At 67.4% G+C, this 19,263-nt stretch carries 13 protein-coding genes; 4 read left to right on the top strand and 9 right to left on the bottom strand.

Annotated features, from left to right (window positions below; all coding sequences use genetic code 11):
* Window positions 1–99: 99 nt before the first annotated feature.
* Window positions 100–2,001 (top strand): propionate--CoA ligase, encoded by a 1,902-nt coding sequence (locus IB236_RS15590; RefSeq protein WP_192421394.1) that lies wholly within the window; start codon window positions 100–102, stop codon window positions 1,999–2,001.
* 25 nt (window positions 2,002–2,026) lie between these two features.
* Here IB236_RS15590 and IB236_RS15585 read toward each other — a convergent pair whose 3' ends face one another.
* The 5 genes from IB236_RS15585 to IB236_RS15565 form a co-directional block, all read right to left on the bottom strand.
* Window positions 2,027–2,473, bottom strand: a complete 447-nt coding sequence (locus tag IB236_RS15585; RefSeq protein ID WP_192421393.1) for a GNAT family N-acetyltransferase — start codon at window positions 2,471–2,473, stop codon at window positions 2,027–2,029.
* 93 nt (window positions 2,474–2,566) lie between these two features.
* Window positions 2,567–6,388 carry an EAL domain-containing protein gene (locus tag IB236_RS15580; RefSeq protein WP_192421392.1) on the bottom strand — a complete coding sequence of 1,274 codons (3,822 nt, stop codon included), beginning with the start codon at window positions 6,386–6,388 and terminating at the stop codon, window positions 2,567–2,569.
* Between the two features lie 157 nt (window positions 6,389–6,545).
* Window positions 6,546–7,472 (bottom strand): DMT family transporter, encoded by a 927-nt coding sequence (locus IB236_RS15575; protein WP_099730309.1) that lies wholly within the window; start codon window positions 7,470–7,472, stop codon window positions 6,546–6,548.
* Entirely contained in the window at window positions 7,469–8,020 is a 552-nt protein-coding gene (locus IB236_RS15570; RefSeq protein ID WP_099730308.1) for a methylated-DNA--[protein]-cysteine S-methyltransferase, read from the bottom strand. The genes IB236_RS15575 and IB236_RS15570 overlap by 4 nt, the downstream gene beginning before the upstream one ends.
* A gap of 80 nt (window positions 8,021–8,100) precedes the next feature.
* Window positions 8,101–9,702: a DNA-3-methyladenine glycosylase 2 family protein gene (locus IB236_RS15565; protein ID WP_225581181.1), complete on the bottom strand. Its 1,602-nt coding sequence runs from the start codon at window positions 9,700–9,702 to the stop codon at window positions 8,101–8,103.
* Window positions 9,703–9,865: 163 nt separating this feature from the next.
* Here IB236_RS15565 and IB236_RS15560 point away from each other — a divergent pair, with 163 nt between their 5' ends.
* The 3 genes from IB236_RS15560 to IB236_RS15550 are packed head-to-tail and all read left to right on the top strand — an operon-like array spanning window position 9,866 to window position 13,424.
* Entirely contained in the window at window positions 9,866–11,254 is a 1,389-nt protein-coding gene (locus IB236_RS15560) for a phosphomannomutase/phosphoglucomutase (RefSeq protein ID WP_192421391.1), read from the top strand.
* A gap of 20 nt (window positions 11,255–11,274) precedes the next feature.
* Window positions 11,275–12,054: a carbon-nitrogen hydrolase family protein gene (locus IB236_RS15555; RefSeq protein WP_099730305.1), complete on the top strand. Its 780-nt coding sequence runs from the start codon at window positions 11,275–11,277 to the stop codon at window positions 12,052–12,054.
* The gene (locus tag IB236_RS15550) at window positions 12,051–13,424 is read left to right on the top strand and encodes a 3-deoxy-D-manno-octulosonic acid transferase (RefSeq protein WP_192421390.1); all 1,374 of its coding nucleotides are present in this window, start codon (window positions 12,051–12,053) and stop codon (window positions 13,422–13,424) included. The genes IB236_RS15555 and IB236_RS15550 overlap by 4 nt, the downstream gene beginning before the upstream one ends.
* Before the next feature lie 52 nt (window positions 13,425–13,476).
* On the opposite strand, the gene IB236_RS15545 is transcribed toward IB236_RS15550, so the two are convergent.
* The 4 genes from IB236_RS15545 to IB236_RS15530 all read right to left on the bottom strand — a co-directional run bounded on the left by IB236_RS15545 (window position 13,477) and on the right by IB236_RS15530 (window position 19,253).
* Window positions 13,477–14,811 (bottom strand): TolC family outer membrane protein, encoded by a 1,335-nt coding sequence (locus IB236_RS15545; RefSeq protein WP_056744773.1) that lies wholly within the window; start codon window positions 14,809–14,811, stop codon window positions 13,477–13,479.
* A gap of 117 nt (window positions 14,812–14,928) precedes the next feature.
* Window positions 14,929–15,282, bottom strand: a complete 354-nt coding sequence (locus IB236_RS15540) for a rhodanese-like domain-containing protein (RefSeq protein WP_055401749.1) — start codon at window positions 15,280–15,282, stop codon at window positions 14,929–14,931.
* A gap of 33 nt (window positions 15,283–15,315) precedes the next feature.
* Entirely contained in the window at window positions 15,316–16,029 is a 714-nt protein-coding gene (locus IB236_RS15535; protein ID WP_056744775.1) for a protein-L-isoaspartate O-methyltransferase, read from the bottom strand.
* Window positions 16,030–16,070: 41 nt separating this feature from the next.
* A complete protein-coding gene (locus IB236_RS15530; protein ID WP_099730301.1) occupies window positions 16,071–19,253 on the bottom strand; it encodes an efflux RND transporter permease subunit in 3,183 nt (1,060 codons plus the stop codon).
* Window positions 19,254–19,263: the final 10 nt, after the last annotated feature.

Here is a 19,263-nt window from a genome sequence, read left to right as displayed (position 1 = left end):
GTTGGTTGCGTCAGTTTGCCGCAAGCCCGTCATGAATAATTATGAATTCAAAACCTGCTGTCCTGGCAGGGCGAGAGAGATGCCGAGGAGACACCCACAATGACCGCACACAGCACCTACGCCGACTTCTACCGCCAGTCCATCGACCACCGCGACGCCTTCTGGAGCGAGCAGGCGAAGTTGATCGACTGGAAGACGCCCCCGCAGCAGGTGTGCGACTACAGCAACCCGCCGTTTGCGAAATGGTTTGTGGGCGGCACCACCAACCTGTGCCACAACGCGGTAGACCGGCACCTGGCCACGCGCGGCAGCCAGGCCGCGCTGGTGGCGATCTCTACAGAAACCGACACCGAACGCAGCTACAGCTTTGCCGAATTGCATGCCGAGGTGCAGCGCATGGCGGCGGTGCTGCAAGGCCTGGGCGTGAAGAAGGGAGACCGCGTACTCATCTACATGCCCATGATTGCCGAGGCCGCGTTTGCCATGCTGGCCTGCGTGCGCATTGGCGCTCTGCATTCGGTGGTGTTTGGCGGCTTTGCCTCGGGCTCGCTGGCCTCGCGAATCGAAGATGCCGAGCCGGTGGCCGTGGTCAGCGCCGATGCCGGGTCGCGGGGTGGCAAGGTGGTGCCGTACAAGCCGCTGCTGGACGAGGCCATTGCGCTGTCCAAACACAAGCCCAGCGCCGTGCTGATGGTGAACCGGGGCCTGGCCCCCATGCACCTGCAGGCAGGCCGCGACCACGAATGGGCGCCGCTGCGAGAGCAGTACCTGAACACCGTGGTGCCCTGCGAATGGGTGGAATCCACCCACCCCAGCTACACGCTGTACACCAGCGGCACCACCGGCAAGCCCAAGGGGGTGCAGCGCGATACCGGCGGCTACACGGTGGCGCTGGCGGCAAGCATGAAGCACATCTTTGACGCCAAGGCGGGCGATGTGTACTTTGCGACCAGCGACATCGGCTGGGTGGTGGGCCACAGCTACATCGTTTACGGCCCGCTGATCGCAGGCATGACCACCATCATGTACGAAGGCCTGCCCACGCGGCCCGATGCGGGCGTGTGGTGGAGCATCGTCGAGAAGTACCAGGTCACGCACATGTTCTCGGCCCCCACGGCGGTGCGGGTGCTGAAGAAGCAGGACCCGGCCTATCTGGCCAAGTACAACGTGAAAAGCCTCAAGGCCCTGTGGCTGGCGGGCGAGCCGCTGGACGAGCCCACGGCCCAGTGGATCAGCGACGCGCTGGCCGTGCCCATCATCGACAACTACTGGCAGACCGAAACCGGCTGGCCCATCCTGACCCTTGCCAACGGCGTGCATCAGCAGACCACACGCTTCGGCAGCCCCGGCAAAGCCATGTATGGCTATGGCGTGAAGCTGATCGACGAGGCCACGGGCGAAGAACTGACCGGTGCCAACCAGAAGGGTGTGGTCGCCATCGAAGGCCCGCTGCCCCCCGGCTGCATGCAGACGGTGTGGCGTGACGATGCACGGTTTGTAAACACTTATTGGAAGAGCATCCCGGGCCGCCTGATCTACAGCACGTTTGACTGGGGCATCCGCGATGCCGACGGCTACCACTTCATCCTGGGCCGCACGGACGATGTGATCAACGTGGCCGGCCACCGCCTGGGCACGCGCGAGATCGAGGAGAGCATTGCCTCCCACCCCAACATTGCCGAAGTGGCTGTGGTGGGCGTGGCCGACAGCCTGAAAGGCCAGGTGGCGATGGCGTTTGCCGTGGCGCGTGATGCCTCAGGCCTGACCGATGATGCCGCGCGCCTCAAGCTCGAAGGCGAGGTCATGAAGCAGGTGGACCACCAGCTCGGCGCCGTGGCGCGGCCATCGCGCGTGTACTTTGTGACCGTGCTGCCCAAGACCCGCAGCGGCAAGCTGCTGCGCCGCGCCCTGCAGGCCGTGGCCGAGCGGCGCGATCCGGGCGACCTGACAACGATGGAAGACCCGGCGGCGCTGCAGCAGGTGAAGGACCTGGTGGGCTGAGTTCAGGCCCGCCCGGGCCGGGGGGTCACTGCAGTGGCCTGGCAACAAATGCCTGTTTACCCTGCCGGTCGAACCCCGCCTGCTCGTAAAAGCGCAGGGTGTTTTCGTCCTTGCGGCCCGTCATCAGCATGACCTTGTAGCAGTGCTCCCGCCAGGCATGGGCCAGGGCGTGCTGCAGCAGCGCATGCCCCCAGCCCCGGCCGCGATGGGACGAGTGCGTCACGACGTTCTCGATGACGCCGTAGGGACGGCATGCACGCGTGAGGTTGGGGATGACGGTCAGCGTGCAGGACGAGACCAGCACACCCTCATCCCACCCACCAAAGTACCGAATGCGTGGGTTGGCGAGCGCCTCGGCCCACACGGTCTGCACCTCGGGGAGTGGGGGCAGCGGGTCGTCCTGCGCGTGCAGGTGGGTGTACAGACTGAGCAGGGGGGCCAGGTCTTCGACGCTGAGCTCACGGATGTTCAAGGCCAGCCTCCAGGGGGCGAAGAATATGCTTGGTTGCTACCAAAATCATAGCTGCTGGCGCATACGATGCTAGCGCATGGCAAGGTTTTAATGCTACAAAACCGGCCGGTTCCGCTGCCACCCCGCAGGCGGCTGCCAGGTGGGCGTCCAGCCGATGAAATCCTCCAGCGGCATGGGTCGGGCAATGCAGTAACCCTGCGCCTGCAGGCAGCCCAGCTGCAGCAGCATCTGCCCCTGTTCGACGGTTTCCACCCCTTCGGCGATCACCCGGTAGCCGAACGAGCGTGCCAGGCCGATCACACCCTGCACGATGGCCAGGTCCCCCGGGTCACCCATCATGCCGTGCACAAAGCTCTGATCGATCTTGAGCGTGTCCATGGGCAGGCGGCGCAGGTAGGTCAGCGACGAATAGCCGGTGCCAAAGTCGTCCAGCGCCACCGTCACGCCCATGGCGCGCAGGGCGTTCAGGGTGTCGGCGACGGCGCTCAGGTCGTACAGGGCGGCGCTTTCGGTGATCTCGATCTCGACCAGGTGCGCGGGCACCCGGGGGTGGCGCGCCAGACAGCCGGCCACCCAGTCGGCAAAGTCTGGTTGCTGCAGGTGCTGGGCAGCAATGTTGATGCTCAGCGGCATGGGCATGCCCCGGTCCTGCAGCTGCTCCAGCACCGTGAGCGCGGCCTCGGCAACCCATTCGCCAAAGCCGATCTCCAGATCGGTGCCCTCCAGCAGCGGCAAAAATTCGCCGGGGGACACCAGGCCGCGCTCGGGGTGCTGCCAGCGTGAGAGCACTTCGGCGCCCACCACCGTGCCACTGCGCATGTCCACCTTGGGCTGCAGGTACAGGATGAACTGGGCTTGCGCCAGTGCCTCGCGCAGGTAGTGCCCCTGCGCGCGCAGCAGCTGCAGGGCGCGCTCCTGGGCGGCGTCAAACTGGTGGAAGCGGTTGCGCCCCGCCTGCTTGGCGGCATACATGGCCTGGTCGGCATGGCGCAGCAGGGTGTCGGCGTCGGCGTCGTCCTGCGGAAAGATGGTGTAGCCGATGCTGGCCGTGACGACCACGCGCTCGGTGTCCAGCGTGTAGGGGGCCGAGACGCTTTCCATCACGCGTTCCAGCATGCGTTCGCAGTCGCTCACCGAGCCGAGGCCAGGCATGAGGATCACGAACTCGTCGCCACCCAGCCGGGCCACCGTGTCCAGCGGCTGCAGCGCGCGCGTGAGCCGCCCGGCCACCACCACCAGCAGGCGGTCGCCCGCCCCGTGGCCCAGGCGGTCGTTGACGGGCTTGAAGCCGTCCAGGTCGAGGTAGGCCACACCCAGCTGCTTGCCGGTGTCACGGGCCTGGGCCATGCATTCCTGCAGCTTGCGCGCCAGCAACACCCGGTTGGGCAGTCCGGTGAGGGCGTCGTACAACGCCAGGCGCTGCAGCATGACCTCCTGCTCGCGCTGGGGGGTCACGTCGATGGCCACACCGAGCATGCGGGCCGGGCGGCCTTGCTCGTCAAAGCCCACGATCTTGCCCAGGTTGCGCACCCAGCGCACCGGCTCGTTGGGCTGGTTCAGCCGCCAGGTGGCGTCAAACGGTGTGCCCAGGTGGGCGGTGTGGCGCGACAGCTCGGTGGTGATGCGGTCGATGTCGTCTGGCGCAATGGCCGTGGTCCATTGCACGGCCGCCGAGGTGTCGCCGGTCACCGGCAGCCCGCGCATGGCACGCCAGCGGCGGTCGCCCGTGACCAGGCCGGTCTGCAGGTCCCAGTCCCACAGTCCCAGCGATGCGGCGGAGATGGTGAGCGACAGCAGGGCCTCGCGTTCACGCACCTGCACCTCGTTGCGCTTGCGGTCAGTGATGTCGTGCACCGAGAACAACCAGCAGGGCTCGCCATCGAACTCGGTGGCGCGCATGGACTGCAGCACGGTGCGCCGGGGACCATTGCGCACGTTCAGCGTCACTTCGTAGTCGCTGAGGTGGCCGGTCTGGCTGACCTGCTCCATCAGGCGCTGGCGGTCTTCGGCGGTGAAGATGCCCAGCTCCACTGCGGTGCGGCCAATGGCTTCCTCACGGGGAATGCCCAGCATCTCGACCCAGGCAGGGTTGAGGTCCACATAGCGGCCATCGCTGCGGTGCGACAGGCCCATGGGGTAGGGCATGAGATGGAAGATGCGCGAGAAGCGCTCCTCGGACTGGCGAAGGCGCTGCTCGGCACGCTTGGCCTCGTCGATGTCCTGCATCACGCCGCGCACCCTGACCACGCGGCCGTTCTCGATCACCGGCTCGCCCCGGGCGCGCACCCAAAAAAGATGGCCGTCGGCGTGATAGACCTCCATCTCCATGCTCCACTCAGCGCGTGAACGGATGCTCTGGCGGAACTTTTCGCGCAGCGGCTCGCGGTACTGCGGGGCCACATGGCGGTCGATGTAGTCGCTGGGGGGCGGCTGGTTGGGTGACAGGCCGTGGATGTCAAAACACACGTCCGACCAGTACACCAGGCCGCGGCCACGCTCGTCCTCCCATGCGCCCAGCCGGGCCAGTCGGCCGGCTTGCTGCAGCTGGTTGTAGAGCGCCCGAAGTTCGTCGCTGGTGCGTTGGGCTTCGGTCATGTCGTGGAAAACGAAAACAAAGCAGTTTTCGCCATTCACAAGCACAGAGCGTGCCGACATCAGGCCCGGAACCTGTACCCCCTTGCTTTGCGCAACCAGGGGCAACCGGTCCACCTTGCCTTCTCGCTGATAGGTGTCCAGCAGCCGCTTGCGCTCGTGCTCGTTGGCCCAGATGTGCAGCTCCGACGAGGTGCGGCCCAGGACCTCATCGCGTGTGAAGCCCAGCAGCTCGCAGAACGCCGGGTTCACATCGATGTAGCGCCCGTCGGCTATGCGGGTGATGCCTGCCGGGTCGGGCAGCGTCTGGTAGAAGGTGGTGTATTTGGCCTCGGCAGACTGAAGGGCCTCCTCGGCCTCGCGGTGGGCGGAGATGTCCACGTCCATGCCGATCAGGCTGGCCGGGCGCCCCTGCGCATCGCGCCGGGCGACGGTGCCACGGGACATCAGCCAGCGCCATCGGCCCTGGGTGTCCATCACGCGGAACTCGGCCTCGTAGCTTTCTTCCAGGCCGTCCATGGCACGGGCCAGCTTGGAGGCATTGCGTTCAGCGTCCAACGGGTGGCGCCGGGCGTACCAGCGCTGCCAGAGGTCGGGCGACTTCAAGTCGGCACTGGTAATGCCATAGGCCTCGTAAAACCGGCCATCACAGAAGAACCGGCGTTCGACCACATCCCATTCCCAGCGGCCGCCGCCCAGGGCATCCAGCGCCAGGCGCAGCTGGTGCTCCTGCTGGCCCAGCGTCTGCTGGATCTCGTTGCGCGCCAGCTCGGCGCGGGCCCGGCTGGCAATCACCAGCCAGCCAATCCCGAGCATCAGCACGCCCGCGCCGTGGTGCCAGTGCATGTTGCTGGCGCCTTCAGGGGCCGTGCTGGTGGCCGTTGTGACCAGCGAAACCACGAGCGGCAGTGTGAGGGTCAGTCCGGCCAGTGGCGCCCAGTCGGGCCAGGCCCAGCGCTGGCCCAGGCTGCGCCACGTCCAGCCGGTAGCCAGCGCGCCGCCCAGAACGGTGGTGGCGGGCCAGACGGCCGAGGTGTCTGTCCAGAGCGCGGCCTGCAAGGCCAGCAGGGCGGTGATGGCCGCCGCCGGCACGCCAAAAAACAGCGCCACGAACGCCGTGGCGGTGGGGTAGGCCACGATATGGAGCTCCGGCGCATTCCATCGCAGCGCCTCGAAAGCTGCGATGGAGACCAGCCCGCCAGCCACACCGAGCAGGATCAGGGTGCGCCGGGACGGGTGCAGAGACTCCTGCGGCGACAGCCAGACCGGCACCAGCAGCAGCAGCATGAGGGCAGTGCCCGCCAGCAGCGTGTTGTTACCCATGGTGTTTTCCTTGGGTGGTCTGGTCGCTGAAGCGGGCGGCTGCGGGTCTGAAAAGTGGCGAACAAGCCAAAAGAAGGAGCGGGTGCATGTCGCGACCTGTGCCGCATGTGGCCTTGCTCAGAAGGCATGCACCCGATAAAAAAACCATCCGCCAAGTTTAGGCCTGTTCTGAGGTGGGCCGGGCGGGCCGCAGCGTCCTGATAAGTCCGGTTGACAACAAGGTGCCGCACACGATCACCAGCGCGCAGCCCACCATCCACGGCGTGATGGTCTCGCCCAGGAACAGCGTGCCATACAGCACGGCGAACACCGGGGTGATGAAGGTCACGGCCAGCGCGCGGCTGGGGCCCGCGTGCTCGATCAGGCGAAAGTACAGGATGTAGGCAATGCCGGTGCACAGCACGGCAATGGCCAGGATGGCCGCCCAGGCGCGTACACCGGGCATCTGCGCCGGCCACAGCCACAGCGTGGGCAAGGCCAGGCCCAGCGCGGCACCCAGCTGGCTGCCTGCGGCCGTGGCCAGCGGCGGCAGCCCCGTGAGGTGGCGCCGCGCAAAACTGGCCGACACGCCATAGAACGCCGACGCGAGCAGGCAGGCCGCAATCGCCCAGTGGGCGTGGTCGGTCTTGAACCCGGTGCCGGCGGGTGCGCGCCAGGCCAGCAGGGCCACGCCCACAAAACCCAGGGCCAGCCCCACCCAGCGCAGGCGGTTGATGCGGTCGCCCAGCCACACCCAGGCGATCAGCGCACCAAAGAGCGGCACCGTGGCGTTGAGGATCGAGGTCAGGCCCGTGGCGATGTGCAGCACCGCCCAGGAAAACAGCGAGAACGGAATCGCCGAATTGATGACCCCCGCAAACAGGATGGGCCGCCAGTGCTGGCGCAGCGCAGGCCAGTGGCCCTGGCGCAGCATGATGGGCCACAGGAACACCGTGGCCAACGCCACCCGCAGGCCGGCGGTGGGCAGGGGACCAAAGTCGGACGCGCCCAGGCGCATGAACAGGAACGACGCGCCCCAGAGTGCGGCCAGCAGGATGAATTCGCCGATCCAGGTGGAGACGGGCCGGGTGGCGGGGCTGTTCATGCGGTGGCTTTCATGGGATGGGCTGCGGCGGCCAAAAGGGGTGCATTCTCCAGCGTCAGCAAAGCCCTCTTGCGATCGAGGCCGCCTGCATAGCCCGTCAGGCTGCCATCGGCACCCAGCACACGGTGGCAGGGCACCACCACGCTCAGTGGGTTGCGACCCACGGCGGCACCCACGGCCCGCACGGCGCTGGGGTTGCCCAGCTGGCGGCCCAGCGTGCCGTAGCTGATGGTCTGGCCCCGGCCAATCTGCAGCAGCGCGCGCCACACCGATTGCTGGAATGCCGTGCCCCCCGACAGGTCCAGCGGCAGGTCGAAATGCTGGCGCTGCCCGCCCAGGTATTGCTGCAGCTGGTGGGCGGCTTCTTGCAGCACAGGATGGTCGCCAGGGGCCAACGCCCAGGCCTCGGAACCGTGCAAGTAGGCGCTGGGCTCGTGGCGCTGGCCTTCAAACCAGACGCCCGACAAGCCGTTGGGGGAAGCGGCCAGCCGCACGGGCCCCAGCGGGGTGTCGGCCCGTGCCTGCACGGTGAAAGCGTGGAACTGCATGCTGAGAGGTCTTGAAAGAGTGATAGAGGCCGTTTTGGGGCGAAATTGGCACCATGCGCTAGTGTTTATTGCCTGGTTTGCTACTGTTTTGATAGTGTTTGAGCATCTGTAGGCTGAGCCGCTCCGGCACTGCTGCCACCGGCAGCCCATGCGCGCAGCACCGCGTAGCTGCGCCAGGGGCGCCAGGCTTGCGAGGCCTCTTGCGCGGCGCGTGCGGGGTTCTTGTGCTGCTGCACCCCCAGCGCCTTGTGCAGCGCCACGTCCCCCGCCGGGAAGGCGTCGGGCCAGCGCAGCACCCGCATGGCGATGTACTGCGCCGTCCAGTCACCAATGCCGGGCAGGGCGCACAGGGCGGCAGTGGTGCTCGGCACGTCGGCACCCGCGTGCAGGGGCAGGGCGCTGCTGTCCACCGCGCGGGCCAGCGCCACGATCGCCGCTTGACGCTGGCGCACAATGCCCAGCTGGCCCAGCGTGTCGCCATCGGCGCAGGCCAGGGTGGCTGCGGTGGGAAACAGCCGGTGCAGCCCGGGCCAGGGCGTGGCGATGGGTTCACCCAGCCGCTCCACCAGCCGCTGGCCCAGCGTGCGCGCGGCCGCCACGGTGATCTGCTGGCCCAGCACGGCGCGCACGGCCAGCTCAAAGCCGTCAAACGCTCCGGGCACACGCAGGCCATCACCGTCCGGAAAGCGCGGGTGCAGCACGGCGTTGATGGCCGCGGGGTCGGCGTCCAGGTCGAGCATGGCGCGCACGCGGCGGATGACGAGCGGCAGCACGGGGTACAGGCTGTCGCTGGTCTGCAGCAGCACCTGGTGGCGCGCCAGGTCAAAACGGGCACTCAGCCAGCCGGTGGTCTCCTGCGGCAGGCCGGTGCAGGTCCTGGCCAGCCGCACGGTGCGGCGCAGGCCGGGGCCGTCCACACCATGCACCACGCACTCCACGCCATGGAACTGCCGCTTTTCAAAAAAGGCCAGCAACGCCGCCACGTCCAGTGGCGGGCGCCACGCCAGGCGCACAGCGCTGGTGCGCCCCGCGCCCGATGCGGCGCTGCCACCCCCGTTGCGCCGCAGCTGGGTGGGGTTGAGCCCGTAATGCCCCACAAAGGCGGCATTGAAGCGGCGCACGCTGGCGAACCCGCTGGCCAGTGCGACCTGCGTCACGGGCATGGCGGTGTCGGTGAGCAGCTGCTTGGCCGTGAGCAACCGCCGTGTCTGCAGATATTGCAGCGGCGATACGCCCAGGGCCGCCTCAAAAATGCGGCGCAGATGCCGGTCGCTCACGCCCAGTCGCTCGGCCAGGCGGGCCACGGTGGCGCTGCCCTCGCCGGGTGCGGCCGGTGTGGGCCAGAGGTCGGGCGCGTCCAGCAGGCGCACGGCTTGCTGCACCAGAATGCCGCTGGCGTCCTGCACCGACCACACCATCGCCTGGGGGGCCAGCTCCGGCCGGCAGCGCAGGCAGGGGCGAAACCCGGCGCTTTCGGCCTGCGCCGCCAGCGCAAAAAACCGGCAGTTCTCGCGCCGGGGTGTGCGCACGGCGCAGACGGGGCGGCAGTAGATGCCGGTGGAGGTCACTCCGGTGAAAAAATGCCCGTCAAACCGCGCGTCGCGCGCCTGCAGCGCCAGGTAGCGGCCTTCGTCGGATGCCACATCCGTGGCGGTGTACGAGGGGGGGGCGGTCGGGGTCATGGGCCAGATCATAGGAGCCTGGCTTCGCACCACTAGCCGTTTTCGGACCTGTGCCTTTGGCAAGGGCAGGGCGCACGCCTGAGGCATCGACTGACAAACACCCCCAGGGCCGCCGCCTACAATGCAGCGGACTTTTCAACCCCATCACGAAAGGCCCCCCTGCGTGCAACCGACCCCCGCCATCTTCAAAGCCTATGACATCCGCGGCATCGTGCCGTCCACCCTGAACGAAGACGTGGCCCTGGGCCTGGGCCGGGCCTTTGGCACCGCAGCACGTGCGGAAGGGCAGACCACCGTGGCGGTGGGGCGCGATGGGCGCCTGTCCGGCCCCGCCATGTCGGCGGCGCTGATCCGGGGGCTGGTGGAGGCGGGCATCGAGGTGATCGACGTGGGCCTGGTCACCACGCCGCTGCTCTACTTTGCGGCCAGCACGCTGTGCACCAGTGGTATCCAGGTCACCGGCAGCCACAACCCCAAGGACTACAACGGCTTCAAGATGGTGCTGAACGGCCGCGCCATCTATGGTGATGAGATCCAGGGCCTGCGCCGCACCATGGAGCAGGAAAGCTGGCAGTTGGTGGCCGGTGGCTCGGTCCGCCACGTGGATGTGCTGCCCGCGTACCGCGAACGCATTGTGGGTGACGTGAAGCTGGCCCGGCCGCTCAAGATCGTGGTGGACTGCGGCAACGGCATTGCCGGCGCGTCGGCCCCGGCCATCTTCCGTGCGCTGGGCTGCGAGGTGATCGAGCTGTTCTCGGAGGTGGACGGCAACTTCCCCAACCACCACCCCGACCCGAGCAAACCTGAAAACCTGCGTGACCTGATCGATGCCCTGAAGGCCAGCGATGCCGAACTGGGCCTGGCCTTTGACGGCGACGGCGACCGCCTGGGCATTGTGACCAAGGACGGCACCAACATCTTCCCCGACCGCCAGATGATGCTGTTTGCGCAAGACGTGCTTTCGCGCGTGCCCGGCGGCGACATCATCTTCGACGTGAAGTGCACCCAGCGCCTGGCGCCCGCCATTGCAGCGGCCGGTGGCGTGCCGGTGATGTTCAAGACCGGCCACTCGCTGATCAAGGCCCGCATGAAGGAGACGAACTCTCCCCTGGGTGGCGAGATGAGCGGCCACATCTTCTTCAAGGAACGCTGGTACGGCTTTGACGACGGCACCTATGCCGGCTGCCGCCTGCTGGAGATCCTGAGCCGCAGCAGCGACCCGAGCGCCGTGCTGAACGCGCTGCCCACCAGCTTCTCGACCCCTGAGCTGAACGTGGCCTGTGCCGAGGGCGAGCCGCACCGCCTGACGGCCGAGCTGCAGGCCCTGGCCGCAGAAACCTTTGCCGCGCCCGCCGCCATCAGCAGCATCGATGGCTTGCGCGTGGACTGGCCCGATGGCTTTGGCTTGATCCGCGCCAGCAACACCACCCCCGTGCTGGTGCTGCGCTTTGAGGGCCACACGCCCGAAGCCCTGGCCCGCATCGAGGCCGCCATGCTGGCTCTGCTGCACCGGGTCAAGCCCGACGCCCATGTGGGCGCAGCCAGCCACTGATATTGCCTGCCGCACGCCCGATGCTGTCGCTCTCCACCCCTTTGTGTGTCGCTGCCGCCCAGACGCCGTCGGCGCCGGGCGACTTGGAGCGCAATCTGCAAACGCACCTGGCCTGCGTGCGGGCTGCCGCCCACCAGGGCGTGCAACTGCTGCAGTTCCCGGAGCTGTCGCTCATGGGCTATGAGCCCGCGCTCATGGCAGACCATGTACTGACGGCCGACCACCCCGTGCTGCTGGCCCTGCGCCAGGCCGCCCAAAGCCATGGCATGGCCCTGGTGGTGGGTGCTCCGGCTGAGCCTGTGGAGCAGGGCGCATTGCCCGCCATTGGTGCCTGGCTGCTGGGGCCGGACGGCAGCGTGGCGCTGTACCGCAAGCGCCATCTGCACGACAGCGAAGAGCAATTTGCCAGCGCGGGCACGGACGACGCGCAGGTGCAACTGGTGGCCGGCGAGCCCACGGCACTGGCTGTGTGCGCCGACATCACCCATTCCGAGCATGCCCAGGCGGCCCGTGGGGCGGGCGCGGCCCTGTATGCGGCGGGCGTGCTGATCTCCGAAAAGGCCTATGCGGCCGAATCGGCCATGCTGGAAGGCTACGCGCGCGACCACGACATGGCCGTACTCGCGGCCAACTACAGCGGCACGTCCGGTGGCTACGTGAGTGCGGGGCGCAGCGCCTTCTGGGCGCCCGGTGGCCGCTGTGTGGTGGCGGCGCCGGGTGACGCGCCCTCCATCGTCTGGGCACAGCGCAGCGACAGCGGCTGGGCGGGTGGTGTGCTGAGCCTGTCTGTGCCCGCATGAACGCCGCGCGGGCCCTGTATTCGCTGCTGACCTGGAGCGCGCAGCCGCTGCTGCGCCGCAAGCTGCGCCGCCGTGCAGTGGCCGAGCCGGGCTACGCCTACGCGGTGGGAGAGCGCTTTGGCCGCTACCCGGCACCCATCGACAGCCTGATGCCCCATAGCAGCACCGACCCGCTGGGGCGGTTTGTGTGGGTGCATGCCGTGTCGCTGGGCGAAACCCGGGCCGCCGCCATCTTGCTGGCCCAGTTGCGTGAACAGCTGCCGGGCATGCGCCTGTTGCTCACCCACGGCACCGCCACAGGGCGGGCCGAGGGCGAAAAGCTGCTGCTGCCGGGCGATGTGCAGGTGTGGCAGCCCTGGGACACGCCGGGCGCCGTGGGTCGGTTTTTGCGCAAGTTCCGCCCTGCCATCGGCATCCTGATGGAAACCGAGGTGTGGCCCAACCTGGTGGCGGGCTGCCGACAGCGGCGCATTCCGCTGGTGCTGGCCAATGCGCGCTTCAACGAGATATCGCTGCGCAAGGCGCAGCGCCTGTCAGCCCTGGCACGTCCTGCGTATGGCGGCCTGACGGCAGTCTGGGCCCAGACGCAGGAAGACGCCACGCGGCTCGCGGCCATGGGCGCGCCGGTGCGTGGTGTGCTGGGCAACCTCAAGTTTGACGTGGTGCCCGACGCACAGCTGCTGGAGCGGGGCCGCGAGTGGCGCGCGCGCACCGGCCGCCCGGTGGTCTTGCTGGCCAGCAGCCGCGAGGGCGAGGAGGCCATGTGGCTGGAGCAGATCCAGGAAATACGGCAAAAATCGCCCCAAGCGCTAGTGGATCATGCCTTGGCAGCTATCAATAGTGAAGCATCTGGCGACGATTTTCCCCCCGTGCAATGGCTCATCGTGCCGCGCCACCCGCAGCGGTTTGACGAGGTCCACCAGCTGCTGCAGCGGGCCGGCCTGTCGGTGTCGCGCCGCAGCACCTGGGCGGCGGCACCTGCGGCCGCTGACGTGTGGCTGGGGGACTCGATCGGCGAAATGGCGTTGTATTACGGCCTGGCCGATGTGGCTTTGCTGGGCGGGAGTTTCGCCCCACTGGGCGGCCAGAACCTGATCGAGGCCGCCGCCTGCGGTTGCCCGGTGGTGCTGGGCCCGCACACCTTCAACTTTGCCGAGGCGGCCGAACTGGCGTGCGCGGCGGGGGCGGCACAGCGGGTGCCCGACCTGGCACAAGGAATGGCACAGGCTGCAGCGCTGGCGGGGGACGCCCGCGCCCATGAACAGGCCAGCGAGCGGGCCACCCGGTTTGCCGCCACGCACCGAGGGGCTGCGCAGGCCACGGCGCGTGCGATTGTGGCGCTGGTGCAGCCCGAGGGCGGCCTGCACTAGGCCTCAGCAATTCGGGCACGGGATGCACCCCGGCGCGGGGTGCAAGGATCAACTACTTGGCCAGCAGTGCGTTGACCGCTTCGATGTCCTGCTGCGACAGCGTGCCTGCCGCCTGGCGCAGCTTGAGCCCGCCCAGAAGCACGTTGTAGCGGGCCTGGGCCAGGTCACGCTTGGTCTGGTAGAGCTGGCTTTGGGCGTTGAGCACGTCGATGTTGATGCGCACACCCACCTGGTAGCCCAGCTTGTTGGCGTCCAGCGCGCTCTGGCTGGAGGCTTCGGCCGCTTCCAGGGCCTGCACCTGGCCCTGGCCGGACTGCACGCCGTAGAACGCCGCGCGCGTGGCCTGGGCCACGTTGCGGCGGGCGGTTTCGAGGTCGGCCTCGGCCTTGGTTTCGAGGGCCAGGGTTTCCTTCACGCGGTTTTGCACGGCAAAGCCTGCAAACAGGGGGAGGTTCAGTGCCACGCCCACGCTGGCGGCATTGCTGCGGGCCGTGACGCCGGGCGAGGTGATGGTGCCGTGCAGGTTGCGCGTGACGTTGTAGCCCGCCTGCAGGTCCACCGTGGGCAGGTGCCCGGTTTCGGCTTTTTTGGTCTCCAGCCGCGCAATGTCCAGCGCAATGGCGGCCTGGCGCACGCCGGGCTGCTGGTCGCGGGCGGTGTCCACCCAGGTGGCAAGGTTGTCCGGCACTACGCCAGGCAGTTGCACCGGCAGTGCCAGGGGCTGCGGCTTGGTGCCGGCGATGCCGACCAGCTGGTCCAGCGCCAGGCGCTTGACGCGCAGGTCGTTCTCGGCGGCGATCTCCTGGGCAATCACCAGGTCGTAGCGGGCCTGGGCTTCACGCGAATCGGTCACCGTGGTGGTGCCGACCTCGAAATTGCGCTTGGCGGCGGCCAGTTGCTCGGACACGGCGGCCTTCTGGGCCTGCACAAAGGTCAGGGTGTCTTGCGCAGCCAGCACGTCGAAGTAAGCCTGGCTCACCCGCACCAGCAGGTCTTGGGTGGCGGCATCCAGCTGGGCCTGGGCCACATCCACGCCGCGCTGACCTTGTTCCAGCGTGATGCGATTGGCAGGCCGGTACAGCGGCTGGGAGGCATTGACACCCACGGTCTGTGCCGTGCCGGTGTTCTCGATCTTGGGTTTGCTCAGCTCCACGTTGGAGCGGGTGAGGCCCCCGGTGAGTGCGGCGGAAGGCAGCAGGCCGGCGCGGGCCTGGTCGGCCTTGCGGGCTGCGGCGTCCAGCTGTGCGCGCGCCGACTGCCAGGCCGTGTCATAGGTGCGGGCCGATTCCACCAGCTGCAGCAGGCTTTGGGCCTGGGCCGGCGCACACAGCGCTGCGCCCAGCGCCAGGGACAGGATGGACAGGGACAGGGGCCTAAACGGTGTCATTGGGGGTCCTTCGGAAGAGTCTGCGAATCGAATCGGGGTGGGCAGCGGCGGGCAGCACTGGGGCATGGGCGCGGCAAGTGCGGTCCATCAACAACGGTCCATCAACCACAAAGGGCGTCAGTAGCGCGGCACTGCCGGATCGCTTTCGTGCGACCAGGCGTCAATACCGCCGGTGATGTTGGCCAGATGCTCGAACCCGTGGTGCTGCAAGAACGAGGCCACGCGCAGGCTGCGGGCGCCGTGGTGGCATAGGCAGGCAATAGGGCGTTGCGCCTGGCGGGCGGGCTCCAGCTCGGCCAGCCGCGCGGGCAACTCGCCCATGGGGATGGCCACCAGCTCAAACCCGTCGGCGCGCACGCTGGCGGTCTGCAGCTCCCAGGGCTCACGCACGTCCAGCACCAGGGGCTGGCTGCCTTCAGGTGCAGCGGCAAACCAGGCAGACAGCTGGGCGGGGCGGACGTGATCGATCATGCAAAACTCCGAAGGCAACCGAAGGGCAGGGGGTCAGAACGTGAAGCCAGAGGGCTCGGGGAAGTTCACCAGGCGCGGCGCGATGGTGTCCCACGGCGATGTGGTCTCAAAGCGGTCGCCGGTGCGGCGGGTCAGGGTGAAACGCATCACGGGCTCGCCACCCACGATGGCGCCCAGGCGGCCCCCATCGCGCAGCAGGGACAGCAGGTGGCTGGGCACCTCGGCCACGGAGCCGCTGAGCACAATCACGTCAAACGGGCCGTCAGGGATGGCATCGCGGGCGCCATCGGCCTGGCGAACGTCGGCGTTCTGCACGCCCGCGTCGCGCAGGTTCTCGCGGGCCATTTCGGCCAGCTCGGGGTGGATTTCGAGGGACACCACACGCTCGGCGCGGGCGGCCAGCAGGGCGGCCATGTAGCCCGAGCCGGCGCCGATTTCGAGCACGCGGTCGGTGGGCAAAATCCGCAGGTCTTGCAGGACGCGCGCTTCCACGCGGGGTTGCAGCATGCTGTGGCCTTTGCGCACGGCTTCTTCAGCGTCGTTGCCCAGCAAGGGCACTTCAATGTCCATGAAGGCCAGGCTGCGGTAGGCAGGGGGGACAAAGTCTTCGCGGCGCACCACGGCCAGCAGGTCCAGCACGTCGGCGTCGAGCACATTCCAGGGGCGGATCTGCTGCTCGATCATGTTGTAGCGGGCCTGGGCGATGGGATCGCTGATGTTGGCGGACGTGTTCAGGGGCAGGTTCATGGGATTTCTCCGTGGGGCAGATGCAAGGCCGATCGGGGCGATCAGGACAAACCTTCGATTTTAGGCGCTGCCGGGGCGCGTCCCATCTTGCGAAGCGCCCACTGGGCCAAGTCGTCCATGTAGCAATACACCACTGGCACCACCACCAGGGTCAAGAGAGAAGAGGTAATGACCCCGCCGATCACGGCCTGGCCCATGGGCGCGCGCTGCTCGGACCCTTCGGACAACGCGAACGCCAATGGCACCATGCCAAAAATCATGGCCAGCGTGGTCATGAGGATGGGGCGCAGCCGCACCCGGGCGGCCAGCAGCAGTGCGTCAGCGCGGGGCAGGCCGGGCACGGTCTGGCCCTGGTCATTCACGTGTTCCTCGCGGGCACGGATCGCAAAGTCCACCAGCAGGATGGCGTTCTTGGTCACCAGCCCCATCAGCATGACCACGCCGATGATGGAGAACATCGACAGCGTGGAGCGGAACATCAGCAGCGCCAGCACCACACCGATCAGCGTGAGTGGCAGCGAGGTCATCAGCGCCAGCGGCTGCAAAAAGCTCTTGAACTGGCTCGCCAGGATCATGTAGATGAAGATGATGGCCATGGCCAGTGCCGAGATGGCATAGCCAAACGATTCGGCCATGTTCTTGGTGGAGCCGCCAAACTGGTAGCGGTAACCCGGCGGGAAGGTCACGGTCTCCAGCGCCTTCTTGATGTCGTTCGACACTTCACCGGCCGAGCGTTGGGACACGTTGGCGTTCACCGCCACTTCGCGGGTCAGGTCGCGGCGGTTGATCTGGTTGGCGCCGGTGGATTCGGTGACGCTGGCGACCTGGTTCAGGCGCACGATGCGGGTCGTACCATCGGTGGCGGCCAGGGCAAAGGGCAGGCGCTCCAGGTCGGCCGGGGTGGTGCGCGCCTCGGGCGCCAGGCGCACATTCACGTCATAGGTCTGGTCGTCGGGCGCACGCCAGTTGCCCACCGTGGTACCTGCCACCAGCGTGCGCAGCGAGGCCGCCATGGGCGCCACCGACAGGCCCAGGTCCGACGCCACTTCACGCTTCACATCCAGCGCAATCACGGGCTTGTCAGGCTTGGCGCTGGTGTCCAGGTCCACCAGGCCGGGAATGTCGCGGATCTTCTCGGTGACGATTTTGGTCAGGCGCTCCAGTTCGCGCAGGTCGGGCCCCTGCAGCGAGAACTCCACCTGCTTCTGGCCGCCCACCGCGTCCAGCAGGCCCACATGGGTCACGGTGATGCCGGGCACGGTCTTGAGGCGCTCGCGCAGCACGTCGGACATCTGGTCCACGCTGCGGCTGCGGTCCTTGCGGTCTACAAGCCGCACGTAGATGCTGGCGTACATCTTGCCCTGGGCGTTGCCGGTGTTGATGGTGGCCAGTGTGTAGCGCACTTCCGGCATCTCGCGCAGGATGCCTTCCACCTGCCTGGCCTTGGTCTCGGTGGCCTCGAGCGACGAACCCACGGGGGTGTAGAAATTGAGGGAGGTCTCTGAAAAATCGGCCTTGGGCACAAACTCGGTGCCCAGCAGCGGCACCATGACCACGCTCAGCACGAACACCGCCAGGGCGATGACCATGGTGGCCAGTTTGTGCACCAGCGACCACCGCAGGATGTGCTGATAGCCCTCTGCCAGCGCATCGGTGGCGCAGTCAAACCAGCCGGTGACGCGGCCAATGGTCTTGTCATAGAAGGTGACGGGCGCCGTCTTTTGGCCGTGCGCATGAATGCTCGGGTCGTGCCAGATGCTCGACAGCATCGGGTCGAGCGTGAAGCTCACAAACATCGAAATCATCACCGCCGCGACGATGGTGATGCCGAACTCGTGGAAGAACTTGCCGATGATCCCGCCCATGAAGCCGATGGGCATGAACACTGCCACGATGGACAGCGTGGTGGCCAGCACCGCCAGGCCGATCTCCTGCGTGCCGTCCATGGCGGCCGCGTAGGCGCCTTTGCCCATCTGCACGTGGCGCACGATGTTCTCGCGCACCACGATGGCGTCGTCGATCAGCAGCCCCACGCACAGGCTCAGCGCCATGAGCGTGATCATATTGATGGTGAAGCCAAACATGTTCATGAACAGGAACGTGCCGATCAGCGCGATGGGCAGCGTCAACCCGGTGATCACGGTGGAGCGCCAGGAGTTCAGGAACAGAAAGACGATGAGCACCGTGAGGATGGCCCCCTCGATCAGCGTCTGGCGCACGTTGTTGACCGCCACGCGGATCGGGCGGGCGCTATCGCCAATGGTTTCGAGCCGCACCCCGGGTGGCAGCTGGTTCTTCAGTTCCACCACGGCGGCGTTCAGGCCATCGACCACCTCAATGGTGTTCTCGCCCTGCGATTTTTGCACCGACAGCAGCAGCGTGCGCTGGCCGTTGTAGAGCGCCAGGCTTTCCACTTCCTGCGCGCCGTCGTTGACGCGGGCCACCTGGTCCAGGCGAACGGGCGCCCCGTTCTTGCGGGCGACGATGATCTTGCCGAAATCCTCGGGCCGCTCCATGCGCGCGTCGATCTGCACCACGCGCTCCTGCGCCAGCGAGCGGATCGCACCCACGGGCAGGTCCTGGTTCTCGTTGCGCACGGCATTGGCCACTTGGTCGGGGGTCACGCCAAAGGCTTCCAGGGCCTGCGGGTTGAGGTAGATGTTGATTTCGCGCTTGGTAGCACCCACCAGGTTCACCGCGCCCACGCCGCGCACGTTTTCCAGGCGCTTCTTCAGGATCTGTTCGGCCCAGGTTGTCAGTTCCACCGCGCTGCGACCCGATTTTTCGTCGGGCAACACGGCCAGCGACCATACGGCGCGGCTGGCGGGGTCAAAGCGCAGCACGCGTGGCTCCTTGACCTCGGTGCGCAGCAAGGGGCGCACGGTGGCGACCTTTTCGCGCACGTCTTCGGCGGCCTTGCGGCCGTCGATGTGGAGCTGGAACTCGATGATGACAACCGCCGTGCCCTCATAGCTGCGCGAGGTGAGGGCGTTGATGCCCGCAATCGAGTTGACACCTTCCTCGATCTTCTTGGTGACCTCGCTCTCGACGATTTCAGGCGACGCACCGGGGTAGTCCACGGTGACCACCACCACCGGGAAGTCGATGTTGGGAAACTGATCGACCTTGAGGCGCTGGTACGAGAACAGGCCCAGCACGACGATGGCGAGCATCACCATCGTGGCGAACACGGGGTTTTTAAGACTGACTTTGGTGAACCACATGGCGCGTCAG

This window comes from Acidovorax sp. ACV02 (assembly GCF_014851475.1).
Taxonomy (GTDB): domain Bacteria; phylum Pseudomonadota; class Gammaproteobacteria; order Burkholderiales; family Burkholderiaceae_C; genus Acidovorax; species Acidovorax delafieldii.
The sequence above is the reverse complement of the archived record's forward strand: the minus strand, read 5'-3'. Positions and strand labels throughout refer to the sequence as shown.

Coding starts and splice junctions, on each gene's coding strand:
- IB236_RS15535 (WP_056744775.1), bottom strand. CDS start 16,029: ATGAACCTGCCCCTGAACACGTCCGCCAACATCAGCGATCCCATCGCC.
- IB236_RS15545 (WP_056744773.1), bottom strand. CDS start 14,811: ATGACACCGTTTAGGCCCCTGTCCCTGTCCATCCTGTCCCTGGCGCTG.
- IB236_RS15570 (WP_099730308.1), bottom strand. CDS start 8,020: ATGCAGTTCCACGCTTTCACCGTGCAGGCACGGGCCGACACCCCGCTG.
- IB236_RS15550 (WP_192421390.1), top strand. CDS start 12,051: ATGAACGCCGCGCGGGCCCTGTATTCGCTGCTGACCTGGAGCGCGCAG.
- IB236_RS15530 (WP_099730301.1), bottom strand. CDS start 19,253: ATGTGGTTCACCAAAGTCAGTCTTAAAAACCCCGTGTTCGCCACGATG.
- IB236_RS15565 (WP_225581181.1), bottom strand. CDS start 9,702: ATGACCCCGACCGCCCCCCCCTCGTACACCGCCACGGATGTGGCATCC.
- IB236_RS15555 (WP_099730305.1), top strand. CDS start 11,275: ATGCTGTCGCTCTCCACCCCTTTGTGTGTCGCTGCCGCCCAGACGCCG.
- IB236_RS15540 (WP_055401749.1), bottom strand. CDS start 15,282: ATGATCGATCACGTCCGCCCCGCCCAGCTGTCTGCCTGGTTTGCCGCT.
- IB236_RS15590 (WP_192421394.1), top strand. CDS start 100: ATGACCGCACACAGCACCTACGCCGACTTCTACCGCCAGTCCATCGAC.
- IB236_RS15580 (WP_192421392.1), bottom strand. CDS start 6,388: ATGGGTAACAACACGCTGCTGGCGGGCACTGCCCTCATGCTGCTGCTG.
- IB236_RS15575 (WP_099730309.1), bottom strand. CDS start 7,472: ATGAACAGCCCCGCCACCCGGCCCGTCTCCACCTGGATCGGCGAATTC.